Here is a 15,864-nt window from a genome sequence, read left to right as displayed (position 1 = left end):
CCGCGGTCCCGCGGCCTGTCGCGGCGGCCCGCCCGGCGGTCGGCCGCTCACGCCTGGGCCGGGGTCTCCAGGGCGTACCCGACGCCGTGGACCGTACGGATCCGCTCCGCGCCGATCTTGCGGCGCAGGGCCTTGATGTGGCTGTCGACCGTACGGGTCCCGGACGCGTCGGCCCAGTCCCACACCTCGGCCAGCAGCTGCTCCCGCGAGAGCACCGCGCGCGGCGTCCCGGCCAGGCAGACCAGCAGGTCGAACTCGGTCGGCGTCAGGTGCACGTCCTCGTTGTGGACCCGGACCCGTCGCTGCGCGTGGTCGATCTCCAGATCGCCCAGGCGCAGGGTGGCCCCGCGCGGCGCCGTCGCGGCGATGGTGGCCCGCTCGACCCGGCGCAGCAGTACGTGGACGCGCGCCGCGAGCTCGCGCATCGAGAACGGCTTGGTCATGTAGTCGTCCGCGCCGACCCCGAGCCCGACGAGCATGTCGGTCTCGTCGTCCCGGGCGGTGAGCATGAGCACGGGGACCGGCCGCTGGGCCTGGACCCGGCGGCAGACCTCCAGCCCGTCGAACCCCGGCAGCATGACGTCCAGTACCAGCAGCTCGGGCAGCCAGGTCTCGGCGGCCGCCACGGCGGCCGGGCCGTCGTAGGCGGTCTGCACCTGGAATCCCTCGGCGCGAAGCCGGGCCGAGATGGCGTCGGCGATGGTGTGGTCGTCCTCGACCACGAGCACGCGCCGCTGGGCACCTGGAGTGGCCGCGGCGCCATTGTGGGTGGTGTGTGTCTGTTCCATGTCCCGCCCCTGAAGATCCCGCGTGATGGGGTGCAGCGTAGAGGAGCCACCGGCCTGCGGCTATGCGGGGTCCGGACAGGAACGGCTGCGGAGAGTGAGGGACGAGGGGTGCCCGCCCTTCACGGAACGGTCACCGGGCATATGCGGGATCGTCAGGAACCCCACAGCTAAGCGGAATTAGAGCTTCAGCTCATGGCCGTCGGGGGAGGACCGGGCTCTCCGTGGCGTTCGGCACATCCGGCCCGATCCGGACGGCAGGCCTATCCCTCGGAGGGGGGCAGGGCGGAGAGGACGTCCTGGAGGGCGGGCGGGACGGAGCCGTCGGCGGTGACCACCTCGAAGCCGCCGTGGACGATCGTGTACTCGAAGCCGTCGTAGACCGGCGTGCCGCTCTTCGAGACCCGGGGCAGGTGGGCGAAGTCCGCCGCCGCCAGCGCGGAGCGCAGCCGCTCCAGCTCCTCCGGGGTCAGCTTCCCGCTCCCGGTCGGCTTCGCGTCCCCGTCCAGCCGGGTCCACGAGCCGTCGCCCTTGACCAGCACGCTGCTTGTCCTCCCCGCGAAGCCCCCGGTCCGGGTCATCCGGACCAGGCTCTCGGCCGGGGAGGGCGACGGGGGCGCGGACGCGCTCGGCGTCGCGCTCGCCGTCGGGCTCGCGGAGGCCTCCCCCGAGCCGCCGCCCGCACCGCACGCACACAGGACCACCACGCTCACCAGCGCGGCACCCACCACTCGCAGCCCTCGCACGCCCCCACCTCTCCGCGGAACCCGGTCGAACCCCGAGTATGGAGTCCCCCGCACCCCCACGGACAGCACCCGGAGGCAGTGATCAGCCGCATGGCCCCCTGGCGCTGGCTCCCCCCGCTGCTCGCCCTCCTCCTCGGCCTCTGGGGTCTGGAACGCGGCGGCCCGGGCGGCAGCATGTGGCGCGACGAGTCCGTCACCTGGCAGGTGGCCCACCGCCCGCTCGGCGGCCTGTGGCGCCTCCTCGGCGAGGTGGACGCCGTCCACGGGCTCTACTACCTGCTGATGCACGGCGTCTTCGGCCTCTGGGACGGCGGCCTGTGGGCCCTGCGCCTGCCCTCCGTCGCCGCCACCGCGCTGGCCGCCGCCGGGGTCGCCGCCGTCGGGCACCGGCTGGCGGGGGAGCGGGCCGCGCTGTGCGCCGGGGCCGTCTACGCGGTGCTGCCGCCCGTGCAGATGTACGCCCAGGAGGGGCGCTCGTACGCCCTGGTCGCCGCTGCGGTGGCGTGGGCGACGTACCTGATGCTGCGCGAGCGCTGGGTCGCCTACACGGCCGTGCTGCTGCTGGGCTGCTGGCTGCACGAGTTCGCGGTACTGGCGCTGCTCGCCCACGCGTTCACCGCCGGGCGCTCGCGCGGCTGGCGGTGGAGCGCCGGGGTGGTGGCGCTGCTGCTGTTGCCGCTGGCGGTGGTGAGCGTGCGCCAGGCGGAGCGGCAGCTCGGCTGGCTCGGGCGGCCGAGCTGGCAGGACTGGGCGGCGTACGGGGTGGTCGCGGCGGCGGCGCTGCTGCTGGCGCGCGGGGCCGGGCGGGAACTCGTACGGGTGGCGCTGCCGCTCGTCCTGTTGCCGCCCGGCCTGCTGATGGTGATCTCGCTGATCAACCCCTGGTACGTCGACCGGTACGTGCTGTACGCGCTCGCGGGGCTCGCCCTGCTCGCCGGGGCGCGGCTGGCGCGGGCGCGGGCCCGGTGGGCGTGGGCGGCGGTGGCCGCGCTCCTGGTGCCGTTCGCGCTCTGGTCGGTGTGGCTGCGGACCCCCGAGAGCCGCAAGGACGACGTGCTCGCGGTGGCCGCCGCCGTACGGGAGCGGGCCCGGCCGGGTGACGCGGTGCTGTTCATGCCGGCACGGCGGCGCGAGTGGCTGCTGTCCTCGCCGGACGTGTACGCGTCGGTGCGCGACCTGGCCCTCGACCGCTCCCCGGCCGCCTCGCACAGCCTCTGGGGCACCGAGCTGGGCCCGGCGGCCATCCGGGGCCGACTGGCGCACGCGCCGCGGGTGCTGGCGCTGCTGGACCCGGTGGGGCAGCCGCTGGACCCGTACCCGGCGGAGGCGGCGAAGCGGGAGGCGCTGGCGGCGGGGTTCGAGCTGTGCGGGGTGAGCGAGGTCCGGGGAGCCCGGGTGGCGCTCTACGCACGACCGGGACGCTGTGCAACGTAGGGCGTCAAATTACACCGATATCAAGGGAATTGCGGCTCGTCGGGATGACTTTCCGCATTCGCTCCTCTTCCGTCCGTGCGCGGGTCTACCGTTTTTTCTGACCTGATCGGCGCTGTATCCGGTGGAGTGGGGATGCCCTGTGGCGAAGGCGGACAACAAGGCGATGGCGGGTGGGGCGACGCGGCTGGTGTCCCATCTGGCGCGGGCGTTAAGGGAGAAGGAGAACCTCACCCAGAAGGCGCTGGGGGAGAAGCTGGGGTACACGGGGTCGGCCATCAGTGCGATGGAGACCTGCGCGCAGCCCCCGAGTGACCAGATGCTGGTCAAGCTCGAAGAGGCGATCGGCGCCGGTCTCGGGGTTTTCGAGGAGGCGAGGGAATGGGTGCGGCTGGAGAAGTTTCCGCTGCACTTCCAGGATTTCGCCGTCCTGGAAAAGGAAGCCTTGACCCTGTGCATGTTCGAGACCCATGTGATCAACGGGCTGTTCCAGATCCCAGCCTACGCACGTGGTCTGATTGCGGGCGGCTTCCCGGTTCTCTCAGACGAGCGGGTCGAAGAGCTGGTAGAGGGGCGGATGGCACGCGCAGAGCTATTTAAGCGCGAGCCCGTTGCGCTCATCGAGCTGATCCTGGACGAGTCCACGCTGTACCGGGGCGTTGGCAGCAAGGCCATCATGCGAGAGCAGCTCCAACATCTCGCCGAACTCGCTCAGCGTCGCAATGTGACCGTGCAGGTCCTTCCGCTCGACAGCGGATTTTCCGGTGAACATGCAGGCGCACGTGGGGGGATGACCCTCATCGAAACCCCCAAGCATGACCGGCTCGTCTACATGGAGACTCAGGATGAAAGTCTGACGATCAGCGACCGGGCAAAGGTAAGCCTGTACTCCCAGCGGTATGCGAGGATGCGCGCACAGGCCCTTGGCCCACGTGAATCACTGGGCCTTATCCAGCGGTTGGCGGGAGAGAAGCAGTGAGCAACACCCTGCGGTGGTTCAAGTCCAGCTACAGCGACGCCAGCGGCGGCCAGTGCGTCGAGGTGGCCTACGACTGGCACAAGTCGAGCTACAGCAACGACAGCGGCGGCCAGTGCGTCGAGGTGGCGGCCTGCGCCCACGCCGTTCACGTCCGGGACTCCAAGGACCTCGCCGTCCCGTCCCTGGCCCTGGCGCCCTCCGCCTGGGCCGACTTCACCACCTGGGCCGCGCGCTAGGTGAAGGAGGATGTACGGCGGGCCGCTCTCCGGCGGCCCGCCGACTCTTCCGGAGGTTGTGCGATGACCGGCCCGCTCGTGGGGACCGACTGGCTGGCGGAGCGCCTCGGGGCGCCCGGACTCGTGGTGTTCGACGCCTCCGTCGGCGCGCACCGTGGTGCGGACCACCAGATTCCGGGGGCGCGGCCCTTCGACCTGGACGGCGACCTGTCCGACCACGAGGCCGCCGCCCCGCACACCATGCCGGGAGCCGCCGCGTTCACTGCGGCGATGCGGGATCTGGGCGTCGACGACACCAGCACCGTGGTCGTCTACGACGGCTTCGGCATCTACTCCAGCGCCCGCGCCTGGTGGATGTTGCGCGCCATGGGCTTCGACCGGGCGGCCGTGCTCGACGGCGGACTGCCCGCCTGGAAGGCGGCCGGGCTGCCCCTGGAGGCGGCCGGTCCGGCGTACGACGGACCGCGCGGCTCCTTCACGGCCCGCCCCCGCCCGGGGCTGGTGGTGGACAGCGCCGCCATCGAGGCCGCCCTGGCCGACCCGGCTGCGGCCGTGCTCGACGCCCGTACCCGGGGGCGGTTCGCCGGTACCGCCCCCGAGCCGAGGCCCGGGCTGCGCGGCGGGCACATGCCGGGAGCGGTGAACCTGCCCTTCGGGGACCTCCAGGACCAGGCCGGGCGGATGCGGCCCGCCGCCGAACTCCGCGAGGCCTTCGCGGCGGCGGCCGGGGAGCGGGAGCGGCTCTACGTCAGCTGCGGCTCCGGGGTCACGGCGTGCGTCCTGGCCCTCGGCGCCGACCTCGCCGGGTACCGGCAACTGGCGGTGTACGACGGCTCCTGGAGCGAGTGGGGCATGCCCTCGGCGCTGCCGGTGGTGACGGGGGGTTAACCCCACCCCCGATCCGGGTACCGGCCCCATCGGCCGGGCGGGTCGCGGTCCGCAGACTCGGGGCATGACTTCCCACGCCATGTCAGCCCGGCTCTTACCCACGGCGGTCGTCGCCCTCGCGGCGGGGCTGCTGCTGTCCGGCTGCCATCCCAGCGACGGCTACCGCAAGACCGACCGCGCCGACACCGAGGTCACCGAGGCGGTCACGGCGGTCGAGGTGACCGAGGGCCGGTCCGGCTCCGTCGAGGTCACCCCCGGCAAGGGGCCCGGAGTCACCGTCCGCCGGGTCGTCCACTACCGGGGCGACACCCGGCCCACGCCCGGCCAGCGCGTCTCGGACGGGGTGCTCACCTTCAGCGACGGCTGTACGGGGAGCTGCTCCATCGACTACCGGCTGGAGGTCCCGGCCTCCGCGACGGTCCGGGTCGACAACAGCAGCGGCCGGATCTCGGTGACGGGCGTCGCGGGAGCCGAGCTGGTGTCGGACTCCGGGAAGGTCACGGCCGAGCGGATCGCGGGCCCGCTGAAGGTCCGTACCTCCTCGGGCGACATCACCGCCGCCGCGCTGGGTGGTTCGAGCGCGGACATCCGTACCGACTCGGGCGACGTCCGCGCGGACTTCGCGGCAGCGCCCGCCGCGCTCGCGGCGAGGAGCAGCTCGGGCGACGTCACCCTGAAGGTGCCCGCCGGCCCGTACCGGGTGGAGGTCTCCACCGACTCCGGCAGCCGCGAGGTGTCGGTCCCGACGTCCCCCTCGGCCGAGGCCCGGATCTCGGCGAAGACCAGCTCGGGCGACGTCCGGATCTCGGCGCCGTAGCGGGCGGCCCGACACCGCCCGTCCTCCGGCGCCCGGGACCCGCCTTCCCCCTACGATGTCCGGCATGTCCGCCTTGCGGGGTTCGCTGGGGCCGGCCGCCCGGCTGATCGTGTGCGCCGTCGTCCCCTGGGGACTGTGCGTCTGGCTCGGCACCAGCAGCGCCCCGGTGCCGGCCGCCCTCCCGGCGGTCCTGATCCTGCGCGAGGACGTCTTCGCGGCGCCCCGGCTGGCCCTGGAGCGGATGGCGGGGGTGGTGGTGGGCGTGCTGATCGCCGTGGCCGTCCTGCACTGGCTGCCGCTGTCCACGGCCTCGTTCCTGCTCGTGACGGTCTGCGGCTGCGCGGGCATGTACCTGCTGGGCGGAGCCGCCGGCCCGAACCAGCAGGTCCTGATCTCCGCGCTGATGATCTACGCGACCGCGACCCCGGGCTACCCGCTGGCCCGGCTGGAGGAGAGCGCGGTCGGGGTCGCCGTCGTGGCCCTCCTCGGGCCCCTGCTGTGGCCGCCCGACCCCTACCGGACGGCGCGGGCCGGGCTGGACGCGTACCGGACCGAGGTGGCCGCCCGCCTCGGCGCCATCGCCGACCGGGCCGCCGCCGGGCAGCCCGCTCCCGCCGGGCCGGAGGCCGCCCGGCTCTGGCGACGCCCGCAGGCCCTGGCCGCCGCCCTGGACGGAACCCTCGCCCGGCTGCGGCTCGTCCCGCTGAAGCGCGCCGACGGCGCACGCCTGGCGGGCCTGCGGCCCCGGCTGGGGCTGGCCGCGCGCACCGCTCTCACCCTCCAGTTCTTCACCGGCGAACTCACCGACCGGGCCCGCGCCACCGCCGCCACCATCGGCCCGGACCCGGCCGTGCGCGCGCTGGAGCCCCTCCTGCGGGCCACCTCCCGGGCCCTGGACGAGGCCCTGCGCGGAGCGGACTGCACGGCGGAGCTGACCCGCGCCCGCGCCCTGGACGCCGCGCACCGGGCCGCCTTCCCCACCCGCCACGACGCGGTCCTGCGCGCCGGCCTCCACCTCACCCACGAGGCCCTCGCCGACCACCTGTCCACCGCGCCCTGACCGGGTCGTCGGAGGTGTTCGCCCGGGGCGAACGGGAGTTGGGGAACATCCGGCCGCGCAGGTGCATTGAGTCGGCATAGCTCAACTTGACTGCCGGAGGGAAGATCATGGCTTCGACGTCCGTCACACTCACTCTGCCCGTGCTGCCGCTCGACGAAGAGGTCGTGCTGCCGGGGATGGTCGTTCCGCTGGACCTGTCCGACGCCGAGGTGCGGGCCGCCGTGGAGGCCGCCCAGGCCGCCGCGACCAGCGGGAAGCCCCGGGTGCTGCTCGTACCGCGGATCGACGGCACGTACGCGGGCACCGGGGTGCTCGGCACCGTCGAGCAGGTCGGCCGGCTCTCCGACGGAGACCCCGGCGCGCTGATCCGCGGCCGCGGCCGCGTCCGGATCGGCGCCGGCACCACCGGGCCCGGGGCCGCGCTCTGGGTCGAGGGCCAGACCGTGGAGGAAAACGTCCCCGATCCGCTGCCCGGGGCCGTCGCCGAGCTGGTCACCGAGTACAAGGCGCTCGCCACCAGCTGGCTCAAGAAGCGCGGCGCCTGGCAGGTCGTGGACCGGGTCCAGCAGATCGAAGGGGTCTCGGCGCTCGCCGACAACTCCGGGTACTCGCCGTTCCTGACCGTCGCCCAGAAGGTGGAACTGCTGGAGACCGCCGACCCGGTCGCCCGGCTCCGCCTCGCCATCAAGGCGCTCAGCGACCACCTCGCCGAACAGGACGTCGCCGACTCCATCGCCAAGGACGTCCAGGACGGCGTGGAGAAGCAGCAGCGCGAGTTCCTGCTCCGCCGCCAGCTGGAAGCCGTGCGCAAGGAACTGCGCGAGATCAACGGCGAGAAGGACGGCGAGGAGTCCGACGACTACCGGGCCCGCGTCGAGGCCGCCGACCTGCCCGAGAAGGTGCGGGAGGCCGCCCTCAAGGAGGTCGACAAGCTGGAGCGGTCCAGCGACCAGTCGCCCGAGGGCTCCTGGATCCGGACCTGGCTGGACACCGTGCTGGAGCTGCCCTGGAACGAGCGCACCGAGGACGAGTACGACATCCTCGGCGCCCGCGCCGTCCTCGACGCCGAGCACGCCGGCCTCAGCGACGTGAAGGACCGCATCACCGAGTACCTGGCCGTCCGCAAGCGCCGCACCGAGCGCGGCATGGGCGTCATCGGCGGCCGCCGGGGCGGCGCCGTACTCGCCCTCGTGGGTCCTCCGGGCGTCGGAAAGACCTCCCTCGGGGAATCGGTGGCGCACGCCATGGGCCGCAAGTTCGTCCGCGTCGCCCTCGGCGGCGTCCGCGACGAGGCCGAGATCCGCGGCCACCGCCGCACCTACGTCGGGGCGCTGCCCGGCCGGATCGTGCGGGCCATCAAGGAAGCCGGCTCCATGAACCCGGTCGTGCTGCTCGACGAGATCGACAAGGTCGGCTCCGACTTCCGCGGCGACCCGGCGGCGGCCCTCCTGGAGGTCCTGGACCCCGCCCAGAACCACACCTTCCGGGACCACTACCTGGAGGTGGAGCTGGACCTGAGCGACGTCGTCTTCCTGGCCACCGCCAACGTGCTGGAAGCCATCCCCGAGGCGCTCGCCGACCGCATGGAACTGGTGCGCCTCGACGGGTACACCGAGGACGAGAAGGTCGTCATCGCCCGCGACCACCTGCTGCCCCGGCAGCTGGAGCGCGCCGGGCTCGGCGCCGACGAGGTCGTCCTCGGCGAGGACGCGCTGCGCAAGCTGGCCGGCGAGTACACCCGCGAGGCGGGCGTGCGCACCCTGGAGCGGTCCCTCGCGCGCCTGCTGCGCAAGGTGGCCTCCCAGCACGAGCTGGGGCAGCGGGAACTGCCCTTCCGGATCGGCGCCGACGACCTGCGCGGGCTCATCGGGCGCCCGCACCACGTCCCGGAGTCCGCGCAGGACCCCGCCGAGCGGCGCACGGCCGTCCCGGGCGTGGCCACCGGCCTCGCGGTGACCGGGGCCGGCGGTGACGTCCTCTTCGTCGAGGCCTCGCTCGCCGACCCCGAGACCGGCGCCGCCGGCCTCACCCTCACCGGGCAGCTCGGCGACGTGATGAAGGAGTCCGCGCAGATCGCGCTCAGCTTCCTGCGCTCCCACGGCGCGGAGCTGGAACTGCCCGTCGCCGACCTGAAGGACCGGGGCGTGCACATCCACTTCCCGGCCGGCGCGGTGCCCAAGGACGGCCCGAGCGCGGGCATCACGATGACGACGGCGCTGGCCTCGCTGCTCTCCGGGCGGCAGGTGCGCACCGACGTCGCGATGACCGGCGAGGTCTCCCTGACCGGGCGGGTCCTGCCGATCGGCGGGGTCAAGCAGAAGCTGCTCGCCGCGCACCGGGCCGGGCTGACCACCGTGATCATCCCCAAGCGGAACGAGGCCGACCTGGACGACGTCCCCGCGGAGGTGCTGGAGGGGCTGGAGGTCCACCCGGTGACGGACGTCCGCCAGGTCCTGGAGCTGGCCCTCGCGCAGACGGAGGCCGCGTTCACCACGGCCGCCTGACCCGCCGCACCCGGCGCCGCACCCCGCCTCCCTCCGGGCGGCCGCACACGGCCCGGGACCCCGCTCCGGCGGGGCCCCGGGCCGTCGGCGCGCCCGCTGGGAAATACTGGGCACTTCACACCAGACCAGGTGCCACACACCACCGACGGGAGCAGCACGTGCACGCGAGCGAAGACCAGGAGTTCCTTGCCTTGGAGCGGGAGCTGTCCGTCTTCCTCCGGCGTGCCCGCGCCTCCTCCGGCGAGATGGCCCGCGCCCTCCACCCCGAGCTGGAACCGGCCGCGTACGGACTGCTCGTCCGGCTGGAGGACGCCGGGCAGCAGCGGGCCACCGAACTCGCCGCCTACTTCGGCGTCGGCAAGGCCACCATGAGCCGGCAGCTGCGGGCCCTGGAGGAGCTGGGCCTGGTGGCCCGCGAGCCGGACCCGGCCGACGGCCGCGCCTTCCTCGTCGGGCTCACGATCGAGGGCCGGGCCCGCTTCCTGAAGGTGCGGGTGGCCCGGCGCGAGCAGTACATGCGCAAGCTGTCCGGCTGGGACCGGGGCGAGGTGGCGGAACTGGCCCGGCTGCTGAACCAGCTGAACACCCTGCAACAGGGTGAGGAGTAAGGGCGAGGAGTAGCGGCCGGGGGCCGCCCGGCTCACAGCTCCGCGTACACCGCCGAGGCGTCGTCGTGCCGCTTGTGGCGGGCCGGGGGCCGCGCCGGATCGGACTCGATCGCGCGGACCCGGCGGATCAGGCCCTCCGCGCCCTCCTTGCGGAGCACCGCCAGGCAGTCCGCCCAGTCGCCCTCCCCGAACGTGTCCGTCCAGCGGCTCGCGCCGTCCGTGAGCGCGGCCACCGCCCGGACCTCCCCGCGCGGGGTCCGCCCGGTCACGGCCCGCGAGGCCACCGCCGGGTCCGCGGCCGCCGTGAAGAAGCCGCCCTCCGCGTTGCGCAGCGCGTCCGTCGCCGCCACCGAGGCGAGGACCTCGGCGGGCACCCGGTCCAGCCGGTCGTCCAGCACCGCGGTCACCCCGCCGCCGGGCGCCTGGAGCAGCAGCACGGAGTCCGAGAGCACCAGGTGCTCCACGTACGCCCCGTCCCAGCGCACCACGACCACCGTCGCCTGCGGGGTGCGGACGTGAGAAAGGTCACAGGTGTCCCGGTGCGCGTCGGCGGTTTCGCGGATGGACTCGGCCAGAATCCGGTCCAGCGGCATGTCCCGCCGCGATCCGGACAGTTCGGTCAATCGGCCGCCGAGCCGGGCCGCGAACCACGGCACGCCGTGCGCGCAGCCGACCTCGCCGCGCGGTGGGGTGACCCCGTCCAGGACCACCAGGACGCCGCCGCCCGAGGCCGGGATCGCCGCCGACACCCAGTCCTCGTTGGGGTGTTCCGGGTTGCCCGCGAGGGAGGCCAGGTCGATGCGCATACGGACATTCTGCCCGGCAGGCGGTTCATCAGGGGAAGGGACCTCCACCGAAGGTCCGTACCAAGTGGGGTGGATGAGGACCGCCCGTCCCCGCCCGCCCCCGGGATGTGGGCGGGCATACTGCCAAAGGCCGTGTCGATGTTTCAACCGACCGTCCACGGCGGCGCCCTGACGCACGGACTCCGAGTTGGTCGCCAACTCTTCCGTACTGTTCACTCGTTCAGGTGGCCGGGCGGGCGATGTGCGTCTCTCTCCCCAACACACTGCGAAGGTCTGAGGCGGTACGAGGGGGCAGGGGGCGTTTACTTGTTGACCGGCCGTTACCTCGGCCACACGAGTAGACGAGCTAGAGCACACGTACAGGATTGCGAGCACCGGTGCAGAAGAAGCGGTCTCGGAAGAACGGCACCGCCAGCGACGGACCAGCCCCCGCTCCCACAGGACGTCGTGTCCGTGTGCGCAGCAGGCTGGTCGTCGGCGTCGCCGTCGCCGGTCTCAGCGTCCTGGCGGCGGGCAGCCCCGCCGTCGTCTCCGCCATGGCGGAACTGAACGACTCCCAGCGGCTGGTCACCCTCGCGGAACAGTCCGGGCAGACCCTCACCCTCGCGCACCTCCTCGGCGACGAGCGCGACGCCGTCGTCGAGTACGCCGCCAAGGGGCGCCCCGCCGCCGGCAAGGCCACCGTCCAGGAGCGCGTCACGCGCACCGACCGGCAGCTCGCCGAGGTCCGCGCCGAAGCCGACGAGGAACTCGCCCGCGCCCTCGCCCGGGTCCAGGGCGTCCGCACCGAGGCCGTCGACGGCAAGGGCACCGCCCTCGCCGCGCACCAGGCCTACGCCGGCGTGATCACCCAGCTCCTCGCACCCGGCGACCGGCTCACCGAGCTCACCCCGCCGCGCGCCGAGGCCGCCCTCGCCACCACCCGCCCGCTCGCCCCGCTGGGCCAGGCCGTCGAGCAGGCCTCGGCCACCCGCGGCCTGCTGCTCGCCGCGCTGGCCGTCCCGCGCGGCGATCAGCCCGCGAACGCGGCCGTCGTGGACGAACTGACCACCGCCGCCCAGCGCACGCGGGTACGGGAACAGGCCGCCCTCGACGAATTCACCCGGGTCGCCCGGCCCGACGTGCGCCAGACGCTCGCCGCCACGGTCACCGGCCCCGAGGTCAAGACCGCCGACGACTACCTGAGCCGCCTCACCGACCGGCCCACCCTCAGCGCGGCCGACCGCAAGCTCGACGGCGCCGCCGTCGGCTCCGCGCTCACCGCCCGCATCGACCGCATGCGGTCCGTGGAATCCACCCTCGCCGGCCAGCGCGCCACCGCGCTCGCCACGCTGCGGGACGACGACGTGACCGCGCTGGAAGCGCTCGTCGCCGCGCTCGGCCTGCTCTTCCTCGTCGTCGTCGGCGTCTCCACGGCCATCGCCCGCTCGCTGACCCGGCCGCTGTCGGTGCTCAGACGCGGCGCGGCGCGGCTGGCCACGCCCGAGGGCTCGGTCGAGCCGGTCCGCTTCACCGGCCGCAACGACGAGTTCGCCGAGGTCGTACGCCACCTCAACGCCGTACGCGACCAGACGGTCTCGCTGCACACCCGCATCGCCGGCCTCGACGCCGACCGGCGCCGTCTCATCGGCCGGGGCGAAGCGCTCGTGGCCGGCCGGGAGACGCTCGAAGCGGAGCTCAGGGAGCTGCGGGCCGGGCTGGAAGAACACCGCCGCGTCATGTCGACGACCTCGGTGTCGCTCTCGCTGCGCACCCTCGGCCTGGTGGAACGCCAGCTGACGGTGATCGAGGAGCTGGAGTCCAGGGAGCAGGACCCGGACCGGCTGGCGACCCTGTTCAAGCTGGACCACCTGGCGACGGTGATGCGCCGCCACAACGAGAACCTGCTGGTCCTGGCCGGGCAGGAACACGGCCCGGGCGCGGGCGGACCGGTGCCGCTGGTCGACGTCATGCGGGCGGCGGTCAGCGAGATCGAGCGCTACGAGCGGGTCGAGCTGGCGGCGCTGCCGTCGTTCACCCAGGTCGCGGGGCACGCCGCCGACGACATCTCGCACGTGCTGGCCGAGCTGCTGGAGAACGCGACGACGTTCTCGCCGCCGGAGGCGCGCGTGAAGGTCTCCGGGTGGCTGACGGACGCGGGTGAGGTGGTGCTGTCCGTGGTGGACCGCGGCATCGGCATCACCGGGGACCGCCTCGCGGCCCTGAACCTGCGGCTGTCCACCCCGGAGGCGTACGACGAGGAACCCGAGGCGGAACACGGCCTGGGCCTCGGCCTGTACGTGGCCGGCCGGCTCGCGGCGCGGCACGGCGTCACCGCCGAGCTCCGGGCGGCGCGGGACGCGGGCACGGAGGCGCTGGTCGTCGTCCCCGCGACCCTGCTCCCGACGGCGCCGCCGCTGCACGCCATGACGGCACCGGACCTCGTCCTGCCGGGCGTCGTCGCGGAGGCCAACGAGAACACCCTGCCCTGGGGGCGCGGCGCCCGCCGCCCGTCGCCTCCGGCGCAAACCCCGGCCGAGCCCGCCCCGGCGGCCCCGGAGGCCGGGGCTCCCGCCCTGGAGGAGGGCGAGCAGCTGCCGTCCGCCGACGAGGTGTTCACCGTTCCGGGGCCGGAGGCCGAGCTGCTGGCCCGGGTCGTCCCGGACGCGGCGGAGGCCGAGGCGTTCGCGGCTCCCGCCCCGGAAGCGGACGTACCGCCCGCCGCTCCGGTCGCGGACGGTGACCTGCCGTCGGCCGACGAGGCCGCGGAAGCGGACGTACCGTCCGGGGACGAGACCGGGGTTCCGGATCCGGCCGGTGTGACCGGGACGGTGCCGGGGGAGATGCGGTGGCCCGTGCCGCTGCACGAGGCCGCGCCGCTGGCCGCCCCGCCGGCCGCGCCCGCCGAACCGGCTGCACCCGCTGAACCGGCTGCACCCGCTGAGCCCGCCGAACCGGCCGCGCCGTATGCGCCGGCCGCGCCCGCTGAACCGGCTGCGCCCCATGCGCCGGTCGCGCCCGCTCAGCCCGCCGCGCCCGGCGGACCTGCCGCGCCGGCCGCGCCCGCCGAACCGGCCGCGCCCGCCGAACCGGCTGCACCGGCTGCACCCGCTGCGCCCGCCGAACCGGCTGCGCCCCATGCGCCGGCCGCGCCCGCCGCGACCGGCGGACCGGCTCTGACCGCCGAACCGACCCCGGAGGGGCACAGGCGGGCGGAGGACGCCCACGGCAGCTGGGTGCCCCGTCAGGGCAGCCACCCCGACGAGGCCGTCACCGACAAGGGCCTGCCCAAGCGCACCCCCCGCGCCGTGGCCGCCCCCCGCGTGGACAGCGCCGCAGGCGCGCGCCCCGAGCCGCCGCGCCGCGTCGACGCCGACGAGCTGCGCCGCCGGCTCGGCGGGTTCTACCAGGGCGCCCAGGACGGCCGCCGCGTCGTCGCCGCCGAACTCGCGCACGAGCAAGACACCGACCAGGGGGACACCGCACAGGAGGCACGCACATGACCGCGCCCAGTACGTACGGACTGAGCACCCAGGCCCGCAACCTGCAGTGGCTGCTGACCGACCTGGTCGAGGAGGTGCCCGGCGTCAACTCCGTCGCGGTCGTGTCCTCGGACGGTCTGCTGCTGCTCTCCTCGGAGCCCGCCGCGGTCAGAGACGACTCCGGCCAGGCCACCGGCACCGGCCGCCCCAAGGGCCCCCGCGGCGCGTCCGCCGACCTGGCGACCATCGTCTCCGGTCTCGGCAGCCTCACCACCGGCGCCGCCGCCCTCATGGACGGCGGCGGGGTCAAGCAGACCATGGTGGCGATGGAGCACGGCTCCGTCTTCGTCATGGCCATCAGCGACGGCTCCCTGCTCGGCGTGCACGCCGCCCCGGACTGCGACATGAGCGTCGTCGCCTACCACATGGCCCTGTTCGTCGGCCGCGCCGGCCACGTCCTGACCCCCGAAGTCCGCAGCGAGCTGCGCCAGTCGATGGAGAAGACCCCGTGAGGAGTACGGCCTCCGACCGGCTGCCGATACGCGGCGCCGACCGCCGCCCCGCCCGTGTGCGCCCGTACTCCCTCACGGGCGGCCGCACCCGCTTCACGCAGGTGCTGCACGTCGAGACGTTCGTCGCCGCCCTGGAGCCGAAGGCGTCCGAGCCGCAGCCCGGCGAGGGCAAGGGCGACCGCATGCCCGAGATGCCCGCCATCGTCGAGGTCTGCCGCCGCATGCGCACGATCGCCGAGATATCCGCGCTGCTGAAGCTGCCCCTCGGGGTCGTCCGCGTCCTCGTCAGCGACCTCGCCGACCAGGGCCGGATCCGCGTCTACGGGACGGGGCACGGCGCCGGCCGCCCCGAACGCGCGCTGCTCGAAAGGGTGCTCGGTGGCCTTCGCCGTCTCTGAAACCGCCGCCGCCGCTTCCGCCGCCGCGATCCTCGACGACGAGCCCGTCCAGCCGTGGCAGTACGACCGCTCGCGCGCCCCCGTCGCCGTCAAGGTGCTGGTCGCGGGCGGGTTCGGGGTCGGCAAGACCACCTTCGTGTCGTCCGTCTCCGAGATCACCCCGCTGCGCACCGAGGCGGTGATGACCCAGGCCAGCGTCCCGACCGACGACCTGTCCGGCACCCCGGACAAGGCCACCACCACCGTCGCCATGGACTTCGGCCGCGTCACCCTCGACGACGACCTCGTCCTCTACGTGTACGGAACCCCCGGCCAGGAGCGGTTCTGGTTCATGTGGGACGACCTCGTCCGCGGGGCCATCGGCGGGCTGGTCATGGCCGACACCCGCCGGCTGCGCGACTGCTTCCCCGCGCTCGACTACTTCGAGAGCTGCGGGCTCCCGTACGCCGTCGCCGTCAACCACTTCGAGGGCTCCCGCTCGTACGAGCCGGAGGACGTGCGCGAGGCGCTCAGCATCCCGCCGTCGGTACCTGTCGTGATCATGGACGCGCGGAGCCGGGACACGGTCGTCGAATCCCTGCTGGCGCTGGTGGGCCACGCCCTCGACAACACCCCCGAATAGACCCGAATCGA

Annotated in this window: 15 protein-coding genes; 12 read left to right on the top strand and 3 right to left on the bottom strand. The window is 74.2% G+C overall.

From position 1 onward, the window contains the following. Nucleotides 1–47: 47 nt before the first annotated feature. Nucleotides 48–788 (bottom strand): response regulator transcription factor, encoded by a 741-nt coding sequence (locus IE248_RS02070; protein ID WP_008743590.1) that lies wholly within the window; start codon nucleotides 786–788, stop codon nucleotides 48–50. A gap of 260 nt (nucleotides 789–1,048) precedes the next feature. Next, nucleotides 1,049–1,531: a hypothetical protein gene (locus IE248_RS02065; RefSeq protein ID WP_159032082.1), complete on the bottom strand. Its 483-nt coding sequence runs from the start codon at nucleotides 1,529–1,531 to the stop codon at nucleotides 1,049–1,051. A 78-nt stretch (nucleotides 1,532–1,609) separates the two neighbouring features. On the opposite strand from IE248_RS02065, the gene IE248_RS02060 reads away from it, so the two are divergent. The 8 genes from IE248_RS02060 to IE248_RS02025 all read left to right on the top strand — a co-directional run bounded on the left by IE248_RS02060 (nucleotide 1,610) and on the right by IE248_RS02025 (nucleotide 10,054). After that, nucleotides 1,610–2,965, top strand: a complete 1,356-nt coding sequence (locus IE248_RS02060) for a glycosyltransferase family protein (RefSeq protein ID WP_229895090.1) — start codon at nucleotides 1,610–1,612, stop codon at nucleotides 2,963–2,965. A gap of 139 nt (nucleotides 2,966–3,104) precedes the next feature. After that, the gene (locus IE248_RS02055; protein ID WP_373301447.1) at nucleotides 3,105–3,941 is read left to right on the top strand and encodes a helix-turn-helix domain-containing protein; all 837 of its coding nucleotides are present in this window, start codon (nucleotides 3,105–3,107) and stop codon (nucleotides 3,939–3,941) included. Continuing rightward, on the top strand, nucleotides 3,938–4,177 hold the full coding sequence (locus tag IE248_RS02050; protein ID WP_073798244.1) for a DUF397 domain-containing protein: 240 nt from the start codon (nucleotides 3,938–3,940) through the stop codon (nucleotides 4,175–4,177). Before IE248_RS02055 ends, IE248_RS02050 begins: the two co-directional genes overlap by 4 nt. Before the next feature lie 63 nt (nucleotides 4,178–4,240). Continuing rightward, nucleotides 4,241–5,065 carry a sulfurtransferase gene (locus tag IE248_RS02045; RefSeq protein WP_190029845.1) on the top strand — a complete coding sequence of 275 codons (825 nt, stop codon included), beginning with the start codon at nucleotides 4,241–4,243 and terminating at the stop codon, nucleotides 5,063–5,065. A gap of 64 nt (nucleotides 5,066–5,129) precedes the next feature. After that, nucleotides 5,130–5,882, top strand: coding sequence for a DUF4097 family beta strand repeat-containing protein (locus tag IE248_RS02040; protein ID WP_190029844.1), 753 nt, complete (start codon nucleotides 5,130–5,132; stop codon nucleotides 5,880–5,882). Between the two features lie 64 nt (nucleotides 5,883–5,946). Further along, complete coding sequence (locus IE248_RS02035; RefSeq protein ID WP_190029843.1) at nucleotides 5,947–6,942, top strand: FUSC family protein; 996 nt, start codon at nucleotides 5,947–5,949, stop codon at nucleotides 6,940–6,942. Nucleotides 6,943–7,049: 107 nt separating this feature from the next. After that, nucleotides 7,050–9,446 (top strand): endopeptidase La, encoded by a 2,397-nt coding sequence (lon, locus tag IE248_RS02030; protein ID WP_073773091.1) that lies wholly within the window; start codon nucleotides 7,050–7,052, stop codon nucleotides 9,444–9,446. Nucleotides 9,447–9,604: 158 nt separating this feature from the next. After that, nucleotides 9,605–10,054, top strand: a complete 450-nt coding sequence (locus tag IE248_RS02025; RefSeq protein ID WP_073798248.1) for a MarR family winged helix-turn-helix transcriptional regulator — start codon at nucleotides 9,605–9,607, stop codon at nucleotides 10,052–10,054. Nucleotides 10,055–10,086: 32 nt separating this feature from the next. On the opposite strand, the gene IE248_RS02020 is transcribed toward IE248_RS02025, so the two are convergent. Beyond that, complete coding sequence (locus tag IE248_RS02020) at nucleotides 10,087–10,860, bottom strand: protein phosphatase 2C domain-containing protein (RefSeq protein ID WP_100582680.1); 774 nt, start codon at nucleotides 10,858–10,860, stop codon at nucleotides 10,087–10,089. A 455-nt stretch (nucleotides 10,861–11,315) separates the two neighbouring features. Between IE248_RS02020 and IE248_RS02015 the strand changes: the two genes are divergently transcribed. The 4 genes from IE248_RS02015 to IE248_RS02000 are packed head-to-tail and all read left to right on the top strand — an operon-like array spanning nucleotide 11,316 to nucleotide 15,853. Next, complete coding sequence (locus IE248_RS02015; RefSeq protein ID WP_229895089.1) at nucleotides 11,316–14,342, top strand: sensor histidine kinase; 3,027 nt, start codon at nucleotides 11,316–11,318, stop codon at nucleotides 14,340–14,342. Next, nucleotides 14,339–14,833, top strand: coding sequence for a roadblock/LC7 domain-containing protein (locus IE248_RS02010; protein WP_073798251.1), 495 nt, complete (start codon nucleotides 14,339–14,341; stop codon nucleotides 14,831–14,833). Before IE248_RS02015 ends, IE248_RS02010 begins: the two co-directional genes overlap by 4 nt. After that, nucleotides 14,830–15,231 (top strand): DUF742 domain-containing protein, encoded by a 402-nt coding sequence (locus IE248_RS02005; protein ID WP_008738068.1) that lies wholly within the window; start codon nucleotides 14,830–14,832, stop codon nucleotides 15,229–15,231. Before IE248_RS02010 ends, IE248_RS02005 begins: the two co-directional genes overlap by 4 nt. Beyond that, complete coding sequence (locus IE248_RS02000) at nucleotides 15,212–15,853, top strand: GTP-binding protein (protein ID WP_008738069.1); 642 nt, start codon at nucleotides 15,212–15,214, stop codon at nucleotides 15,851–15,853. Before IE248_RS02005 ends, IE248_RS02000 begins: the two co-directional genes overlap by 20 nt. Nucleotides 15,854–15,864 lie beyond the last annotated feature (11 nt).

The organism is Streptomyces goshikiensis, from assembly GCF_014650555.1.
GTDB classification, from domain to species: domain Bacteria; phylum Actinomycetota; class Actinomycetes; order Streptomycetales; family Streptomycetaceae; genus Streptomyces; species Streptomyces goshikiensis.
The sequence above is the reverse complement of the archived record's forward strand: the minus strand, read 5'-3'. Positions and strand labels throughout refer to the sequence as shown.